At 34.4% G+C, this 17900-nt stretch carries 26 protein-coding genes and 1 tRNA gene; 20 read left to right on the forward strand and 7 right to left on the reverse strand.

The features are described from left to right. Positions 1-9: 9 nt before the first annotated feature. The 17 genes from KHA90_RS11850 (at position 10) to KHA90_RS11930 (ending at position 10193) form a co-directional block, all read left to right on the forward strand. Positions 10-654, forward strand: a complete 645-nt coding sequence (locus KHA90_RS11850) for a hypothetical protein (protein ID WP_213299743.1) — start codon at positions 10-12, stop codon at positions 652-654. Between the two features lie 19 nt (positions 655-673). After that, complete coding sequence (locus KHA90_RS11855; RefSeq protein ID WP_213299746.1) at positions 674-1291, forward strand: hypothetical protein; 618 nt, start codon at positions 674-676, stop codon at positions 1289-1291. Positions 1292-1367: 76 nt separating this feature from the next. Next, positions 1368-1931: a hypothetical protein gene (locus KHA90_RS11860; protein ID WP_213299749.1), complete on the forward strand. Its 564-nt coding sequence runs from the start codon at positions 1368-1370 to the stop codon at positions 1929-1931. A gap of 74 nt (positions 1932-2005) precedes the next feature. Then, positions 2006-2371: a hypothetical protein gene (locus tag KHA90_RS11865; protein WP_213299752.1), complete on the forward strand. Its 366-nt coding sequence runs from the start codon at positions 2006-2008 to the stop codon at positions 2369-2371. A gap of 10 nt (positions 2372-2381) precedes the next feature. Continuing rightward, on the forward strand, positions 2382-2699 hold the full coding sequence (locus tag KHA90_RS11870; protein ID WP_213299755.1) for a hypothetical protein: 318 nt from the start codon (positions 2382-2384) through the stop codon (positions 2697-2699). Then, entirely contained in the window at positions 2687-3457 is a 771-nt protein-coding gene (locus KHA90_RS11875) for a hypothetical protein (protein WP_213299758.1), read from the forward strand. The genes KHA90_RS11870 and KHA90_RS11875 overlap by 13 nt, the downstream gene beginning before the upstream one ends. Further along, on the forward strand, positions 3445-3648 hold the full coding sequence (locus KHA90_RS11880; RefSeq protein WP_213299761.1) for a hypothetical protein: 204 nt from the start codon (positions 3445-3447) through the stop codon (positions 3646-3648). The genes KHA90_RS11875 and KHA90_RS11880 overlap by 13 nt, the downstream gene beginning before the upstream one ends. Before the next feature lie 13 nt (positions 3649-3661). Beyond that, positions 3662-4141, forward strand: coding sequence for a hypothetical protein (locus tag KHA90_RS11885; RefSeq protein ID WP_213299764.1), 480 nt, complete (start codon positions 3662-3664; stop codon positions 4139-4141). Next, positions 4141-4569, forward strand: coding sequence for a hypothetical protein (locus KHA90_RS11890; protein WP_213299767.1), 429 nt, complete (start codon positions 4141-4143; stop codon positions 4567-4569). The genes KHA90_RS11885 and KHA90_RS11890 overlap by 1 nt, the downstream gene beginning before the upstream one ends. Positions 4570-4758: 189 nt before the next feature. Further along, the gene (locus KHA90_RS11895; protein ID WP_213299770.1) at positions 4759-5391 is read left to right on the forward strand and encodes a peptidoglycan-binding domain-containing protein; all 633 of its coding nucleotides are present in this window, start codon (positions 4759-4761) and stop codon (positions 5389-5391) included. A 102-nt stretch (positions 5392-5493) separates the two neighbouring features. Continuing rightward, on the forward strand, positions 5494-6192 hold the full coding sequence (locus KHA90_RS11900; RefSeq protein WP_213299773.1) for a glycoside hydrolase family 19 protein: 699 nt from the start codon (positions 5494-5496) through the stop codon (positions 6190-6192). Then, a complete protein-coding gene (locus KHA90_RS11905) occupies positions 6189-6539 on the forward strand; it encodes a hypothetical protein (protein WP_213299776.1) in 351 nt (116 codons plus the stop codon). Before KHA90_RS11900 ends, KHA90_RS11905 begins: the two co-directional genes overlap by 4 nt. Before the next feature lie 3 nt (positions 6540-6542). Continuing rightward, positions 6543-7097: a hypothetical protein gene (locus KHA90_RS11910; RefSeq protein ID WP_213299790.1), complete on the forward strand. Its 555-nt coding sequence runs from the start codon at positions 6543-6545 to the stop codon at positions 7095-7097. Positions 7098-7109: 12 nt separating this feature from the next. Continuing rightward, the gene (locus KHA90_RS11915; protein WP_213299792.1) at positions 7110-7592 is read left to right on the forward strand and encodes a hypothetical protein; all 483 of its coding nucleotides are present in this window, start codon (positions 7110-7112) and stop codon (positions 7590-7592) included. A gap of 1 nt (position 7593) precedes the next feature. Further along, positions 7594-8784, forward strand: a complete 1191-nt coding sequence (locus KHA90_RS11920) for a P-loop NTPase family protein (RefSeq protein ID WP_213299795.1) — start codon at positions 7594-7596, stop codon at positions 8782-8784. 99 nt (positions 8785-8883) lie between these two features. Next, complete coding sequence (locus tag KHA90_RS11925; RefSeq protein WP_213300202.1) at positions 8884-9093, forward strand: hypothetical protein; 210 nt, start codon at positions 8884-8886, stop codon at positions 9091-9093. Then, positions 9093-10193 (forward strand): hypothetical protein, encoded by a 1101-nt coding sequence (locus tag KHA90_RS11930; protein ID WP_213299798.1) that lies wholly within the window; start codon positions 9093-9095, stop codon positions 10191-10193. The genes KHA90_RS11925 and KHA90_RS11930 overlap by 1 nt, the downstream gene beginning before the upstream one ends. Before the next feature lie 83 nt (positions 10194-10276). Here KHA90_RS11930 and KHA90_RS11935 read toward each other — a convergent pair whose 3' ends face one another. From KHA90_RS11935 to KHA90_RS11960, 6 genes are all read right to left on the reverse strand, one after another. Beyond that, positions 10277-10639 (reverse strand): hypothetical protein, encoded by a 363-nt coding sequence (locus tag KHA90_RS11935; protein ID WP_213299801.1) that lies wholly within the window; start codon positions 10637-10639, stop codon positions 10277-10279. Positions 10640-10886: 247 nt separating this feature from the next. After that, complete coding sequence (locus KHA90_RS11940) at positions 10887-11336, reverse strand: hypothetical protein (protein ID WP_213299804.1); 450 nt, start codon at positions 11334-11336, stop codon at positions 10887-10889. A 5-nt stretch (positions 11337-11341) separates the two neighbouring features. Beyond that, a complete protein-coding gene (locus KHA90_RS11945; protein WP_213299807.1) occupies positions 11342-12118 on the reverse strand; it encodes a hypothetical protein in 777 nt (258 codons plus the stop codon). Then, positions 12119-12505, reverse strand: a complete 387-nt coding sequence (locus KHA90_RS11950; protein WP_213299809.1) for a hypothetical protein — start codon at positions 12503-12505, stop codon at positions 12119-12121. It abuts the gene before it with no gap. 474 nt (positions 12506-12979) lie between these two features. Beyond that, a complete protein-coding gene (locus KHA90_RS11955) occupies positions 12980-14152 on the reverse strand; it encodes a tyrosine-type recombinase/integrase (protein ID WP_213299812.1) in 1173 nt (390 codons plus the stop codon). Between the two features lie 121 nt (positions 14153-14273). After that, positions 14274-14347, reverse strand: a tRNA-Ala gene (locus tag KHA90_RS11960). A gap of 106 nt (positions 14348-14453) precedes the next feature. Between KHA90_RS11960 and KHA90_RS11965 the strand changes: the two genes are divergently transcribed. The 3 genes from KHA90_RS11965 to KHA90_RS11975 all read left to right on the forward strand — a co-directional run bounded on the left by KHA90_RS11965 (position 14454) and on the right by KHA90_RS11975 (position 16655). Continuing rightward, positions 14454-15218 (forward strand): enoyl-CoA hydratase/isomerase family protein, encoded by a 765-nt coding sequence (locus KHA90_RS11965; protein ID WP_213299815.1) that lies wholly within the window; start codon positions 14454-14456, stop codon positions 15216-15218. Between the two features lie 136 nt (positions 15219-15354). After that, positions 15355-15807 carry a 6-pyruvoyl trahydropterin synthase family protein gene (locus KHA90_RS11970; RefSeq protein ID WP_213299818.1) on the forward strand — a complete coding sequence of 151 codons (453 nt, stop codon included), beginning with the start codon at positions 15355-15357 and terminating at the stop codon, positions 15805-15807. A gap of 107 nt (positions 15808-15914) precedes the next feature. Continuing rightward, entirely contained in the window at positions 15915-16655 is a 741-nt protein-coding gene (locus KHA90_RS11975) for a UDP-2,3-diacylglucosamine diphosphatase (protein WP_213299821.1), read from the forward strand. A gap of 3 nt (positions 16656-16658) precedes the next feature. Here the strand turns inward: KHA90_RS11975 and KHA90_RS11980 are convergent, their stop codons facing one another. Next, positions 16659-17870 carry a cytochrome c3 family protein gene (locus KHA90_RS11980; RefSeq protein WP_213299824.1) on the reverse strand — a complete coding sequence of 404 codons (1212 nt, stop codon included), beginning with the start codon at positions 17868-17870 and terminating at the stop codon, positions 16659-16661. Positions 17871-17900 lie beyond the last annotated feature (30 nt).

Raw genomic sequence — 17900 nt, forward strand, 5'->3', positions numbered from 1 at the left:
CAATGAAGTATGATAATTATTAATGAACAGGAAACGGGATTAGGAAAGTCCTTTTTGAAAAAGATCAGGATTAAAGATGTCAGTCTGAAAAATGCCATTAAAGTGACCAAATTCGCGGCTCCCATTGCAGCGGGTTTTATCCCTGTTGGTGGTGGTGTGGCTTCGAAGCTTTTAAGTTCTAAAGGCGGTAAGCTTGTTAGCAGGGTTGCAAAATCCAAAGCCGTTAGAAAAGGCGTAAAGCTTTCAAAAACAACATTAGGCAGAAAGGTTGTAAATGCTGTACAAAACCGACCACGACCACAAATTGAAGCGGTAAGCACTCTTGCTCCGGCATCTTTTGCAACTGCAATACCAAGTGAACAAAGCCAAAGCAGTACTTACAGCGAAACATCTGAAAATATCGTAACCGATAATCAGCCAGTAGCAAAACCAGTGGGAGAACTTACGCCGGTAAAATCGGTTTCCTATTCAAAGATGGCTAACGCAGGGGGAGACTTTCAACCAACAGCCATAAACGCTCAAAAGCTCGTTGATTTAGAAGAGCCTGCGCTACAAACAGCAGTAAGCGCACCAAAGAAAAACAATATGCTTTTATATGTGTTAGGCGCAGTTGTTTTAGGTGGCGGTATTTATTATGCCACAAAGAAAAAGTAATAATTAAAATTAATAACAAATGAATAAAGAAGTAGTAATCATTGGGGGAGGGATTCTTGGCGGTATGATGTCTAATGGTGTGAGTACGTTATTACCTCAGTCAGATAGTCCATTACTAAATTTGGTTTTCGCTGGTGCATCTGCATTTGGCGCAACAAAAGTAAACGGCACAAGTACAAAGGACAATCTTTTAAGAGGTTCTTTAATGGGTAGCGCAGTAGTGCAAGCCTTACTTGCAGTTAAAAAAGTAGCAGACAAACACCTGAGTTCAAAACTGACGGGAACTGGTAAAGGAACATTGTTTGCAAAAGGAGCGGTTGGTTTAGCCTGTCCTTTCGACGAAGGCTTAAACGGTCAGTTTATGGGTGGAGATGGTCATGTTTATGAAATTGACGAGCAGGGTTTAAACGGTACTTTCATGGATGAGGCAGGAAACGTATTTCATACAGAGGAAGGTTTAAACGGTTCTTTCATGGATGAAGCAGGAAACGTATTCCATACCGAAGAAGGTTTAAACGGTGTGGATGATGAATACGAAGATGGTCTTCATGGAGCGGAATCGGACGTTTACGGAGAAGACGAGCGCGGTTTACACGGCGCAGAAGAAGAAGCTTTGTATGCAGAACTTTACCAATAAAAAGTCAAACAATCAATAACACAAAGCCGTAAAAGGTTTGTGAAAATTATCAATCATCAATCAAAAAACAATTACAATGAGCAGAAGATCAGAATTAGCGTCAGCAGTTGCGACAATTAAGGCTAAAAGAAACGGGGCAGTTCCAAGAGTAGGTCAGGTAGAATTAACAGACAAAACTTTGTATTTAAACGTTGCCATCAAAGGGCAAGCGGGTACTGTTGGGATTGTCGATGTTAATACCAAACGTGAAGTAGGTGTTACAAATATTGACGGTAACAAATTAAACGCTGGGCGTGATTACATCATTGACAGCATCAGAGTGCTAAGAGGTTCAGGAAGTGGAACCCTTAAAAATGAGATTTGGGATAACACGAACATCAATTCAAATAAGCAATTTGATGGTACTTTTTTAAATGCTGAGCTAAGAATCAAACAAGACGGAAACGTTTTGATTGATATGCCAATGACGGATTTATTGGGAGATACAACGAATTTTTTCAGAAGCATTTCAACATCGCCTTTAATTCGTTCCAACTTGGAGTTTGAAATCGAAATCGAATATCCTAAAGGAGTTTCGGTGACTGCTGCTTCAGATACAAATGTTCGTTTCGAATTCAGGGTACACCAAGCAAAACGATAATAATTTAAGGTTTATTAACCATAATAAAAGCCGTAAACCGTAAGTAGTTACGGCTTTTTTTAATCATACAACACATGGCAGTAAGAGAAAAGGTTATCAATTTAAAGCTTGCATCGGGAGAAACAGAAGTTTTACTGACCACAGCTTTGGAAACGGGTTTTATTCTTGGAGCGGAATTGCACACCAATCACACAGACATAGACAATTTTGCGGAATACGGCATTTATGATGACAGCGGTGTGGCGTTTTCAAAACCCACACACGTCGATCACTGGAAGCGTCGAGAGGGCGCAGGATTCGAAGACAGTTACAAACCTTTGTTCTTTGAAACAGAATCCAAAACATTCACGTTCAAAGCCAAAACAACTCAGGCAGTTCAAAAGGATACATATTTTCATTTGATTTTGATGTATAAAATTAATCCTGACAGCTGTCTTTAAATAAAATCAGATGATAGAAGACATTATAAAAATTAATACAGGAGTTGTTTTTTTGAAACTAAAACAAGACAAAGAAATCACCATTGATAATGTAACTACCCTGCAAGTTAGAAATAACGGTATTCTTAGTGTCTTTGTCAATGATTTTGAAGTTGCAAGCAAGGAAAGCTTTGTTTTAGTTCCTGCCGATGGTACGGTATCAAAAATTGATTTAGAGATTCGTTTTGATACGCCAAACAAAGGCGGTTTACAGGAGTTGTCAGCATTTAGCTGGAATGAAAAAGAGATCAATATTATTTACAAAAAGTTTATCAAATGCAAGAATTAGACAGCTTAATAGAGAAATTAAATACCGATTCCTATTCGGCAGTCTCTGTTTTGGATTTGCAAACAAATTCATTTCTTTTTCGCAACAAAACCCATGTTGAAATTATAGAAGAGTATCAGAATGCGGAAGAATTTTTCGAAACCTTATTTGCAAAAGGATATCGCCGATTAAGCCTGACTTTGAAACGTAAAAACGGAAGCTCTTACAAAGTCGACGGAAATTCATTTGAGGTTAATTTCTCCAAAGAGAATGAAGATGCACCAATTCCGGTACAACACGCCAAAGCTACACAACCGCAGACAGATGTTTTTTCTAATTCTTTTGGTTTGGGAACTCTTGACATTATGAACCTCATGGTAGCCAAGAATGATGCTTCAAGGCTCTTTACAGAAAATGAAAGTTTAAAGACAGAAAATAAAGACTACAAAAAGAAGTATGAAGACATTCGCGAAGAACAATTGTTGTCTAAGTACAATGCCGATAAAGAAAGCGGTTTATGGGGAGCAGTTCAGGGAGCAGTACAAAACGCCCCTGCATTATTAGCAGCCTTTAAAGGAGTTGCACCCGTTGCAGGACTTGGCTCTCCAATGGAAAGCTATTCAAGTGAAGCCAAACAGCATTTTGCAACGGCTTTGCAAAGCATTGACGATACTGTTGTAAACGTACTGGAGAGCATTAATACAGGACTTAATACAAATGTTGAATTTTCAACCGAACTCGCACAATTACTAAAAAAACACCAATTATGGGAAGCATAAAAACCACTGTCGAAATAGAAATAAAGGCTGTCAATCCTTTCGAGATAAAAGCAAAAACAAAAGCGCTTAATGAATTAGCGCAATTGGATAACGATGTACTTGTGAAGCTTGCCGAATTATCGAAAAGCCCTAAAGCGATTTTGCAATTAAAAACAAATTTTCCAATGATAAAAGTTTTTTTGTCTAACTAAAAAACCACATAAAATGAGAAAAAGAGGATTGTCTAATCCTGCTGTAATTGCAACTGTTCTGAGTAGTCCACAGGGGCAAAAGGCAATTGCGAGTTCACAGGAAAATGCAAAAATGGGAATCAGCGCAGGGATCACATTAATTAAAGTTTTGCTCGTTGGCGGTTTGGTTACTGTTTTATATTACAAAGTCTTCAAAGGTTTTTCAAGGCTTCAGGAAGATGTGAGATTCAAACCCAGTAATATCAATGTTACGCAGGCTAAAGCAAGAGCCGAAGCGATTTATACGGCACTGCTTGGTTTTGGAGCAAATTATAAAACAGTTGAAAATAATTTAACCGGACTGAATCACAACGGTTTTATCAGGGTTTATAATGAATTCGGGGAGCGCAGAAGTGCCACCCTTGTCAAAATGAACTTAGTGGAGTGGCTACAGGATCAGTTTAAGGAAGATGATATTACCAAACTGAGATTTTTAATAAAAGGATTTTTCTAATGATGACAACACAGAAAAAAGTAATTATAGTAACTGCATCGGTAGTGATTTTAGGTTTAGGCGTGTATTTCTTAACCAAAACGAACAGCAACGGAAAATCTCTTTTAGGCGGAAATAAAAAGTACATCGACGAAGGAGACGTGAATTTAGTTCCTGCTTTCTCTGCCAGTCAAAAAGTTGCTTTACTCTATGAAGCTATGAATAGATATTCCGGCACAGATGAAACCCTGATTTTTGAAACCCTGACAGGTGTATCACAGGCTCAGTTTGGGCTTATTAATAAAACTTTTGGACTTAAGAATTACAATCGGATTTTAGGCTATAATACCATTGGTGGAAGTAAGTTACCCCTTAAAACATGGCTCAAAGAAGAACTGAACGACGCTGATTATAATTTACTCAGAAAAAAATTTCCCAGTTATTTATAAACGGGATTACACAAATCAACAAACCTAAAAGTAGATTAATTTCAATCCTGGAAAGATCTGCAGATGCGAAGCTCCGCAAATAAAGTCTACAAATCATTTTTATAAAAAGTAGATTTTATTTCGAACCTGGACAAACTCCGGATGCGGATCTATTGAAAAAAAATCTACAATTTAAAAAAAAGAGAAAGCATGAAAGTGAAAAATGAAGATAAGGTATTAATTGGTGTAGGGCTTGTAGCGGTTGGCGGTATAGGCTATATGTATTGGAGAAAAAAGCAACGAGAGAAAAATGATACGCTTTTAAACGCTGTTCCGGAATTTACACCTGACGCGCCAAAAAAAGAAACGACATCAGTTCCAAATACGGGCGCGGTTTTAAGTAAAAATAAAATGCTCGGCAGAGGAAGCAAAGGAATTGAAGTCAGGGAATTGCAAAGGCTTTTAGGAATTGAAATTGATGGGGATTTCGGGACCAAAACCCTTACTGCCTTGCAAAGCCGTAAAGGTGTTTCTAAAATTAGTATTAACGCCTACTCCAAGACGGTTTCCAAATCAGCTATAAAAGAAACACCAACGGCGCTAGTAACCCCGAGAGTTGGACAGAAAGTAATGGCAAATCAAAACGATGTTAGCGTGTTTAATGCTAAAAAGACAGCGGGCGGATCGTATTTCAATACCGGAACAAAACCTTTTATCGGGAGCAGTTTTGATTACGGGGAGCATATCGGTGTTTTTGTTGGCTCTAAAGTCGGAGGGCAATATTTAATCAATCGTGACGGGGTTTATTATTTTGTAAATGCCAGCGCAGTAAAAGGATATTAAAATGGAAAATACTGAAAAAATTATCATTGGAACATTAGTCTTAACAGGACTTCTTTATTACCTGACAAAAACAAAAACAACCCCTAAAAAAGTGATACTATAATGAGTTTTATTTTAGATAACAGCGGTATTTTTTTAAATGCCTTTGTAAAGTACAGTTTAAATACACCCCTTAGGATAGCCCATTTCTTAGCCCAGTTATCACATGAATCAGGCAATTTCACAAGGGTTGTAGAAAATTTGAATTACAGCCCTGAGGGACTTTTGGCAACCAGTCCTTTTAATTCCCGAATGACGTTAGCCGAAGCTAAAAAATACGGACGAACAACAGACCACAAAGCCAATCAGCAAATGATCGCCAATATTGGTTATGCAAATAGTAACGGAAATGGCAATATGACCAGCGGTGACGGATGGAAATACAGGGGAAGAGGATTTATCCAGCTTACGGGCAGAGCCAATTACGAAGCCTATAAAAAGTATTCAGGTTATGACGTGGTGAACAATCCCGATTTGCTTTTACAGACTGCCGTTGCAGTGGATTGTTCGGCTTGGTTTTTCTCTGTCTACAAGAAATTGAACCCTTTGGCAGATGCTAATTTAATCACAGACATTACCCGAAAAGTAAACGGAAAAACCAACGGACTGGCGGACAGGATTACAAAATTTAAATTCTATAAAACTCAAAACATCAGTATTGAGTTATTAAAAAAAAAAGCGAAACCACTACATAATTTTAGCAGCATCAGCAGTTACGCTTGGAATTGGCTTTCACCTTATAACCAAAAAAAACTAATATGAAAAATACAATATTAAATCAAATCATAAGCGAACTGAAGTACTATCAGGATTATTTTTTATTTCTAATAGTAGTACTGGCAGGGGTTTTTATGAAAATTTACCTCGCTGTTCAAAAAGGCAAGAAACCACGCCTTAGCTGGTTTTTAGCCGAAGCCATAATAAGCTTTTTTGTGGCTTTTTCTGTCTATGCCGTTTGCGATCAATATCTGAACATCAATAAGATGTTTACCTATGTGATGTGCGCTTGGGGCGGTTCTCTCTCAACCCTTATTCACAGTGAAGTAGAAGAACTTATAACCAGTCTTTTTGATGGTTTAAAAACAATGCTAAAACTTAAAATGAAATAGATTATGAGCAGTACTACAAATCAACAAAACCCAATGAAATTATTTTTAAAAGTGCTTTTCTGTGCCTTGTGCTGTTTTGCTCTTTGTATCACCTTATACGGTTGCAAAGCCAAAGCAATTGAAAGTAATCATACAATCGAAACCGTTTTAAACCAAAAAAAGGACAGCGTAAAAAGCATTGTTATAAATGGGGCAATAAACGATACTCTTAAAATACAAGTTCCCAAAGTGCAAACTGCAAAACCCGAGTGCGACAGCATCACTAAAGCGGAACTGCAGCGTGTTCTTAAATTGCTCAATAGCCGTAAAAAGTCAGGCGATAACGAATCAGGAATTTATTATGACAGCCTGAGGAATCAAATTATAGCATGGCAGAAAATAGCGCAGACCAAGAATGAAAGTACAGCCACAAATAAAAAAACGGTTTATATCAAAGGAGATAAACTAATAAAATATGTTCCGGTTAAATATATTCCTATGTGGGTTAAAATACTGGCTTTTATAGGTGGTTTGGCAATCGTGTTTTTATGTTGGAGAATAGCGAGAATTTTTATTTAAAAAATCAAAAAGATGAGTCTTAAAAAAATAGTTATTGGAGTGGGAATAGTTGCCGTTGCGGGTTATTTCTTTTTGGAATATAAGGTAAAAAAGATAATAGAGCAGTTCCAGTTTGTCAAGATTTATCCGGTAGCTTTTAAAAAATTGGATGCTAAGTGGAATGATGGCAAGCCATTTGTAACGTTCAATTTGGATTTTAAGTTAGTGAATCCCACTTCGGAGAATTTCAGCGCACAAATTCTGGCAGTTACCTTAAAGAGAATTTTATTTTACGATAAGAAAAATATGCTTTTAGGGTCAGCAAATGTAAATGTGAGTGCCGTCACCATTAAAGCAAATTCCAGTACTACAATTCCAAACGTACCCGTTCAATTGGATTTACAAACTACCATAACCAACATTCTTGCCTTTGTCAGTACCAGTAATTTTAATAGCAATGATATTCGAATGGAAGCCATTGTAAGTATTTTGGGTACGGAACATAAAATTTCTTAAAATGACATTAGCCCAAGAATTTAACAGCCTTAACGGACTGATCGTTTCAAGAAAAACACTTGAAAACCTGCTTTTGAAAGCAGAAAAGGAAAAGCACACCGTTATTTCTAAACGAGTTATAAAAGTGCTACAGGCTTTTAAAGACGATACATTTTTGATCGAAATAAATAACCTCGTTGAGCCTTATGGATTAAATGCTCCAGATAAAATGGCATTTGAAATGCATACCAATCTGAATCCAAAAAGGGTATGGAGAAAACCAGTTATACAACGAAAAGACAGTTATAAAAAGTCAAAACCAAAAGTCTTGGATCAGTTAAAAAAATCAAAGACCGTAATAAAAAATCAAAAAAAAATTGCGATCAAAAAAACCATTGCAAAGCCAATAGAAGAAAAGAAAATCTTTTTAAAGCCAGTTGCAAAGAAAACAGAGAGAGTTGCAACGAAAATAAAACCCGTTGCAATGGTCAATATCAATAAAAATTCATTGGCGTATAAAATGTCAAATAAGCCAACTAAGGTAGATTTATTTAAAATTGATAATACGGATATCTCGGAGTTTTTAGGTAAAATTGAGCGTAAAGAAAAAGAAAGTGTTGTTATTTCTCTTACTGGCGGTCAGGGTTCAATGAAAACAAGAATGTGTTTTCAGTTTATAAATACTTTTGCTCAAAATTACAAAGTTGGTCATGCCAGTATTGAAGAACATCCCGAAAGTTCGTTATATTATGACAAAGCAAATGAGTACCTAAATAATCAGGCTTTGATTGATACCGAAGCCCCCGAAATAAAAAGTATAGCTGATTTAGATAGACTGATAAAAAATAACGATGTTATTGTAATTGACAGTTTCTCTAAAATGCAGGAAATGCATAAAGGTTTTGAAGTCGATAAAGATTTGAGAAAGAAATATGACGGGAAATTATTCATTGTTATTTTCCAACAAACCACAGACGGCAAAATGCGTGGCGGGAGTAAAAGCCAGTTTGATGCCGATGTAGTTTTATTCACTGAGAAAATGTCCAATTATAAGGAAAATTATATTTGGGCGGATAAAAACCGTTATCAGGATAAACCGCTCGACGAATTAAAATTCAATATTTTCAGTAAAAAACTCGTGCGGGCGACACCCGAAGCACCGCCGGAACCGCTAGCAATCCAAATTAAAAAATTATCGTTCACGGTAAATTAATAAAGTAGATTTTTTTGATAACCGGCACTTCATTTCTCCAGGGAATTTTGCCTTAAAAATCTACAATTTAAAATTAATCAATCACAAAAACAATCAATCATGGCAGTAAAGAAAAAAACAGTAAAGGGATTAAAGAAATTATGCAGCAGTGTTGTAAAAGCCACAGGACTTAAAACAGACGGAACATTGAAAAAAGGTTTCAAGTATGTTAAAGGCGGTAAGATTGTTAAAACTACAGCTAAAAAAGCGATAGTTAAAACGAAAGTAGCCAAGAAAAAACCAGTAAAAAAGGTAGCTAAGAAAAAATAATGATAGCAAATCAAAATAGATACTTTGAAAAGCGAGAAGGTAATACTGTTGCTTTAATGACTGAGGGTGAAGATGGAGAATTAGGTTACGAGATTTGTTCTTTTGCTTCAAAACAAAGTGTAAAGAGATCAGGAGATGATTTTGAATTAAAATCAGATCAGTCAAGAGACTGGAGTACACAGTTTTTAAATTACAATGATTTTAATCTTAACTCCTGTAATCCTCCAATAATGGCTGAGAGTGCCAATGAGTTTTTTGCTCAATTATCCAAGAAGTTTTTTTCAATTTCATTCGCGCCACCAGCCGAGAAAAGGATTATAAAATTTTTAAAGGCTAAAAACGGAAATGTATTGCTCATGAAGATGGATAACACGTTAATTGCTTCGCTTTCATCCTCTCAGAGTGTTGTAAAAGATTTAAATCGTCCTGATATGGTTATGATACAGTCAGAAACGGCGTATAATATAAATCCTTTGGTGTTTAATTATCAGGAGGTTTGGGGTGAACTTTGCCAGCCTGCAATTGATAATAGTTCTATGGATAATTTGATAAATGCACTTTCACAGGATTATTTCTTTGATAAGGATTTATCAGCGGTGCAACAAGTATCTGTAAATAATTTTCCTAAAGAGAACATGAAGTTCTTTAAGGTTTATGATAGTCCACAGTATAGAGGAAATGTTTATGGTTTTACTTCTGCTGTTCGAATTCCTTTTATTGTTCAGAGTGTTTTAAATATTAGTAGTACCTCTTCATTTTCAGCATGGAGTATTAATCATTTTGACAATCAAACAGGAGAAAATACAATGACTCAGGATTTATCGGAAAATAGGCTGTTTCAAATGGCTGATACTTTTCAGTTAAATGGCATGTATATTAAAATTTTTACGAAATTTAATTATTATGGAGGGAAATATCATTTGCTAAGAATTTATCAGGACGTAAGGACAAACGAGGTTTATCTGATGGTAAATAGCAGTGATGCTACTGGCACTTATGTTCCTTTTGATTTTAGTTCCATAACGGCTAAAGATGGGGGTTTTGAAATTTATTGCTATGCATTCGGTTTAAAAGTGGAGATCAGAAATAAGTTTTTTTAGTTAGTTTTTTTGTTTTAGTTAGAAAATCCCCTTGCAAAACTTGCAACGGGATTTTTTAGTTATTTATTCTAAGGATTATTTGCTTAGTAATTTGTGATTTCCTTTTTTAAATTATCACAGGAAATATTTTTAAGTTCTAGTTTCAAACGTAAATTAAGATGCACATTTTGACTATGATTTATGAATCCGACTCCTGATTCACTTATAGCCACAAGACAGACAGAGTAATGAAAATATTTTGCAAGATTTGTTTTTAAATAATGAAACAATTCTGATTGCATCTGGTCATATTCAATTATTAGTGTCGATTCGCAATAAGAAGATATTTTAAGATATCCCGTATTTCCTAGCACACATAATAGGTATCTTCTAGCTTCCACATAGCTATCGCTGAAATCTTTTTTAACATTTATTGCATCATAAGATAATTGGTATTTTCTGCTCATAAAAAGTTCTTTAATTAGTTAAAATCAAATGTATGAAAAGTTTTATGATTACGACTGGGGTAATTTAAAAGTAGATTAATTTCAATCCCGGAAAGATCTCCAGAAAGAAGCGCATGCAAAAATAATCTACAATTCATTTTTATAAAAAATAAATTTATTTATCAATGGTTAATAACTCCAATTTTAAATCTTTTTGCTTAGATTTCACATTGGATGATACATAATAAAATCAATATTATATATTTTCTTACTTTTCGCACATTTTCACTCTTATAGTATCTTTTTCAAAAACAAAACCAACATCTCCTGTTATAGCTTTTTGAATTTGTTCAGGTGTCCATTTGTTCTCTCTTCTTACCCCGTGGATAAAAACATTTGGACGAAAAAAAAATGTTGCAACTTTTAATATTACAATATTTTTATCTGTTTTGGATGGTATTAAATAAGGGGATAGTAAATGAAAATAATCTTTCTCTTCTTCTCTTACAGAGTATAGTATTACATCCTGAAGTTTCTTAAAACTTAATTTCCCTTGTAAGAAACCCTCTTTATCTTCGATATATACATTGATTACAGATTCTGGGACGAGCATATCTAATTGAGAAATGTACTCCATTTTTATTACACACGGCTCTTCTTTCTTTGATTTTAAATTGCATGATACACACAATAAAATCAGAACTATAATTTTTTTCATAGTTTTTATTTAAAATAAGATTGATATTCAAGAGGATGAACATATCCTCCAATTACATACCAAATTTGCTTTTTAAACTCCGGAGAAGTTTTTACCCAAGTTGGATGGTTTAACTGATACATATAAGCTCGATGCTCAACCGCATATGGACCAGGAAACACATCCCAAAGAGTCTTTTTATATTTCATAAGATCTTTTATATGCTGTCCTCTTTCATGAGCAAAAAGATTTATTGCATCCCAACCCGTATTTATACTAGAACCAAAACGCAAAAGATTAACACTTATGTCTATTTCTCCTTCTCTTAACTCTTCTGAATGTGATGACGTGCTTCCTAATCTCGCTAAGGCGAAAGTTCCTCCGGGTATTTTATCAGGTACTTGTGTGATAGACTTGTATTTCAATTCATTCACATCATAACCCGCATCAGTGTAATAATGACTGAGAATTTTTTTAGAAACGATTAACTGCCTATCTGTCGGTACAGCAGTTATTATAGTACCGTATTTTGTCCCTGCTCTTAAATTCACGATATTGCCTATCCCATCGGTAAATGAGACTTGTTTATCAAAAAAATCTTCGGGAATGTTCCCAATAGAATATGGCGTTGCGAAAGAATTTAGTCCTGTGATATAAATTTTTTTCTGGCTATTTGCAGTTGAGCCTAAATAATTCCCTTGCATGTCAAAATAATCGCCATCGACATTTGGCGTAATTTTTAATGTTACGTGCTGAAAACTTGTATCTCCATTAACTGATTTAATTCTAAAAGTTCTATCCATTTAGTTTTTTATATACGTCTCTATTTTTACTTGTTCTTTTAGTTCAGCAATACCTTCGGCATTTACTTCTCCACTATATGTGATCTCTTTAGTATTGGATTTAAGGTATTTTCCGTCTGCTTCATCAACTATTATAGTTATTTTTTCTCCCTGCATGTAATTTACAGTTTTTACTGTAAGACTTGCTTTTTCACCGATGCCAACTTCTTTTATAGAATCTTTCATTTTTGCACACATCCATTTTATGTCAGTAATCCTTTTGGATTCTTGCGGTGCAATTTTTACAGGCTGTACGATAGCTTCTTTAGGTAAAAGAGTTCTAGGTTCAGATATTGATATAAATTGGTAAACCCAAACTCGTTTTTCAAATATAACAATGTTTTTCATACAAAAAAATAATAGGATCTAATTTTCGAATTAGTTTATTTTTTATAGGAAAAAATAAAAGCATCATGATATGGGAAATGATTAGCTGTTAAAATCAAAAATGATAATATTGTGAGGGTTTCGGTACTTACATGACTGCCTATTATAACTCGATTCCTAGACAATCTTAGAAGCGGAACATAGTAAAAAAAAACTACAATTCATTTTTACAAAAAGTAGATTTTATTACGAACCTGGACAAACTGCAGCTGCGGATTTATTCAAAAAAAATCTACTTTTTTAACTAATTTTTTTGCCTCAAGCCCAAATGTTTATAAATTTTTTTTACCTTGTTTATAAATATAAATATTTAAAAAAGCAGTTTATAAACCTTTTGTAAACAATATAAATAATTTATAATCAGTGTATTATGAAATAGAATTCAATTGTTTACAATGTTTACATTTTTTTTCTATAGCCTTACTCCGTAGTGTGTTAAAAATTAAATTTTGAGTTCCTAACCGTTTCGTCACAAGTTTTATTTCTGGCTGTATATCCCTCTGTTATTTTTAAATCATAGTGTCGTGCTTGATCTCTTACTTTTATGGCAGAAACACCGCTATTAAGTAAATCCGTAATTCCGGTATCTTTCAAAGAATAAAATTGATATATGTTTGCTACATTCTTTTTTATCCTAAAATAGTTCCATTTATCGGTTACTTTTTTAGAAGTTAATTGCTTTGGTCCGGGTGCGAAATTATCGTAGCTGAAAAGATAATCCTGATTGTTTGCTTTTTGAAGATGCATAGCCAACAACTCAACTAATTCATTCGGTATTGTAACCGTTTCATCTTTTTTGTTTTTGGTGTTATTTCCATGTAAAACGATGTAGCCATCATAAAGTTTTACATCTTGAACCTTTATTTTTGTCAATTCAGTAGTTCGTATATAACAGTAGTAAGTAAGCATGCAGGTGGTATAAAATGTAATGTTGTCTTCTCCGTATTCTCTGAGCTTTCTCTTTACTTCATCATCCAGTATTTGTCTAATTTTTGGTTGTTTTTTTTTCTTTAAAACGCCCTCTGCTGGATTGTTTTTCAAATAACCACGTTCAACACACCATTTAAAGAAAATTCCTAATAGGATTAGGTTATTATTGTAGGTAACGGCTTTGTTTTCCTTTACATAAAAAAGATAATCTAAATAGCGTACGATCATATCTTTTTTTATCTCTAGGATTAATTTCGTTTTAGCTTCTTTTTCCAGTAAGTAAGCATAGAATTTTTTGATTACACTTTTATAAGACCTCAGAGTATCATATCTTTTTTCATTTGAAGTAAAATCTTTTTCAAGATGTTCTAAATACAAATCGATACAGTATGAGATTGTTTTAAATTCCTTTATATCGGATATTTCATAAAAAGGCAACCAACCGCTTTTAAGTTTTTCGTTTAATTCAAATACTATTTTTTTTCCGTATTCTTTCCGCTCACGAATATTTTTTAAAGAAGGAACACGATTTCTAAAGCGTTCCATTTGGTTTGTTATAGGATTACGTGCATAGTAAACAATTATCCATGTTTTGCAAGTTCTAAGTTCAGCGGGTTTGTAATCTAAAAAAGCAGTCGCACTATTTTTGCGTGGGGATGTTTCTTTGAAATTTTCCATTTTTTTATTTAGCTCTAAAAAACAGTGTTTTTTGAACCAAATAGTTGTGTCACGGTTTTGACACAGGATTTTAAGAAAAAACCCGCTAACCTTACTGTTTGTAAGGGTCGCGGTTTTTTTGTGGAGGATACCGGATTCGAACCGGTCACCCCTTGCCTGCCAGGCAAGTACTCTAGCCAAATGAGCTAATCCCCCAAAGCGTTAGCAAATAAAGTCAATTAATTTTCAAAAAACAAATTTCAAATACGCTTCGATTAAAAATAGTTGTCAAAATTGTAACTTTACGATCAAATCTATTTTTATGAGTTCACAAAATCAAAACGGTTCTTTACAAACTACTTTTAATAATGCTGTTGCAACGGTACAATTTGGTCATCCGGCAAGTAATTCTTTTCCGAGGGAATTATTGAATCGTTTGACAGCCGAAATCAATTCTTTAAGCTTAAATGAAACTGTTTCGGTTATTATTTTGCAAAGCGAAGGAGTAAAGGTTTTTTGTTCCGGTGCTTCATTTGATGAATTGCTGCAGGTAGAAAATGAAGTTCAGGGAACAGAATTTTTTTCAGGTTTTGCACATTTATTAAATGCAATGCGCAATTGTTCCAAACTAATTATCGGAAGTGTTCAGGGAAAAGCAGTTGGAGGAGGAGTTGGTATTATTTCGGCTTGTGATTATGTTTTGGCTACGCCCGAAAGTGCCATTAAATTATCTGAATTAGCAATAGGAATTGGTCCGTTTGTTATTGAACCAGCGGTTTCACGTAAAATAGGAAAAGCTGCAATGACCGAAATGACTTTGGCTGCACACGAGTGGAAATCAGCAGAATGGGCTTTAGGAAATAAATTATTTTCGGAAATTCATAACGCAGAAAATCTGGATAATGCAGTTACAACTTTTGCTCAAAAATTAAGTTCGTACAATCCCGAAGCTTTACAAGAAATGAAGAAAATTATATGGGAAGGAACGGAACATTGGGAATCATTACTTCTGGAACGTGCATCAATTACCGGAAAATTAGTCTTATCTGATTTTAGCAGAAAAGCTTTGACACAATTTAAAAAATAGGTAAAAAGGAAATACAAATAAAAAATTCCAAATCCAGTGACATTCAGTCTTATTGGAATTTGGAATTTTTCTTTATTTGGAATTTATTATTTAAACGGTTATTAATTTGTAAATTTGCAACCTAAAATTAAAATCGATGAGTAATATCAGAATTACAAAACAATTTAGTTTCGAAACCGGACATGCTTTGTACGGTTACGACGGAAAATGTAAAAACGTTCACGGGCACAGTTATAAATTATCGGTAACAGTTATTGGTTCACCAATCACGGATAGATCGAATGTGAAATTCGGAATGGTAATTGATTTTTCGGATCTAAAGAAAATTGTAAAAGAAGAAATCGTCGATCAGTTTGATCATGCAACTGTTTTTAACGAAACAACACCACATTTAGAATTGGCAAATGAATTAAAAAATCGTGGACATCACGTGATTTTAGTAGATTATCAGCCAACAAGCGAAAATATGGTTGTTGATTTTGCTGATAGAATTATTGCGCGTTTACCAAAAGATATTTCGTTGTTTTCACTTAAACTTCAGGAAACAGAATCTTCATTTGCAGAATGGTACGCATCTGATAATATCTAAGTTAAATCCCAATTTTAAAAATTCCAAATTCCAATTCTTCGACTTCGCTCAGAATGACATAGGTTTAAATCTAATATTCTAAGAAATCTAACAATCTAATTATCTAAATGAAAAAAGTATATTTCGCTTCTGATCAGCATTTTGGTGCTCCAACTCCCGAGTTGAGTTTCCCGCGCGAACAAAAATTTGTCGCCTGGTTAGATGTTGTAAAACAAGATGCGGAAGCTATTTTTTTATTAGGAGATTTATTTGATTTTTGGTTTGAATATAAAACGGTCGTTCCAAAGGGTTTTGTGCGTGTTTTAGGCAAATTGGCCGAAATTCGGGATAGTGGGATTCCAATTTATTTTTTCGTGGGAAATCACGATTTATGGATGAACGATTACTTTCAAACCGAATTGAATATTCCGGTTTATCATGATAATAAAGAATTTACCTTTAACGGAAAAACATTCTTAATAGGTCACGGCGACGGAAAAGGTCCCGGAGATAAAGGATATAAGCGAATGAAAAAGGTATTTACAAATCCGTTTTCAAAATGGCTTTTCCGTTGGTTGCATCCGGATGTTGGGGTAAGTTTAGCCCAATATTTATCAGTTAAAAACAAACTAATTTCCGGCGCTGAAGATGTAAAATTTTTAGGTGAAGAAAACGAATGGCTGGTTTTGTACGCCAAACGCAAGCTCGAAACCCAACATTATAATTACTTTATTTTTGGTCACCGTCATTTACCAATGATAATTCCGGTTGGAGAAGATGCTAAATACGTAAATCTAGGCGATTGGATTGGCTATTTTACCTACGGAGTTTTTGATGGTGAAATATTTGAACTTCAGAAATTCGAATAATAATTACTTTTTATTGTTAGGATAAATTGCCATTTTATGCGTTCTCAATGAATAACTTGACATTGTTTTGCTGTTAGATTGCTGAAAACGGATTGCTTTTGAATCTTGTTTTGGCATATGACATTCCACACAATTTTGAGCCAATAAGTTTGCAGGCATTGTTTTTAATGTTGTGGCATTATGTTGGATTCCTTTATGGCAACTCATACAAATTTTAGAATAAGAAGCCAGATTTTGTGAAGCATTCTCATGCGGATTATGGCACGTCATGCAATCCATAGTAGCGCTTTTTTTGAAACATTTACTTTGGGCAAGTAATCCTAATTGATTGCCGTGAACATCATAATGTATACTGTCATTTGATCCCGGAACACCTCTGAAATATTCTAATAAATCATCTCCCGGTTTGTATTCAAAACGAGATTTTACTTTTAGTTTGTCATTTCCGGAATGGCAAAGGGCACAAGCGTCAATTTTTTGCTGTCTCGTTAGTTTTTTAAACGAAGTGATGTTTTGTGCTGTCTTTAAATCTGGAAATTTTAAATGTTTTTGAACGTGTTCTTTTGCCGGTCCGTGACAGCGTTCACAGTCGATTCCGTAAATTAAAGTTTTAGGATTCATGAAATCCTCTACTTCCTGATTTAAAAAATTAATACTATCTGAACTTGTAGTAATGTATCTGCTGGCAATATTAGAGCTATGACAACCATAACATTCCTTATCAATTTTTCGCTCAAAGTTTACTTTAGAAGCTGAATATCCCGGACTTGTTGCCCAACTATTTAAAGATTTATAGTAAGAAATTGGCAATTCGAAAGTGTAATGATTTTGCCAGAAAGCACTTGTTTGAGCATGTTTTGTTCCAAAAAGAACTTCAAACGGATGCGCTTCAACTTCTTTTCCGTTTTTATAAAGTATCTGATAAAGACTATCGTTGCGTTCTTCCATGACAAGTTTAGTGTCTTTGTCATAAACAAAAGTATTGCTGCCATTTGTAAAATGACCCAAAATATTTTCTTTTGTAGCGGGAGATGTTGCTTTGAAATGTGAATTATGAAAAGAAGATTCAGATTGTACCTGATGACATTGAATACAGCTTTGAGAACCAGCATAATCTGTTCCTCGTGGATCAATGTAATTGTCGGATTCGTTTTTACAGCTTGAGAGAAAAGCGATCAGAACAACAACAGCAAAAAGAATGCGGCTTTTTTTCATTGCTGTAAATATACTTTTTTCTGAAGAAAA

This window comes from Flavobacterium psychroterrae (assembly GCF_018380615.1).
Classification (GTDB): domain Bacteria; phylum Bacteroidota; class Bacteroidia; order Flavobacteriales; family Flavobacteriaceae; genus Flavobacterium; species Flavobacterium psychroterrae.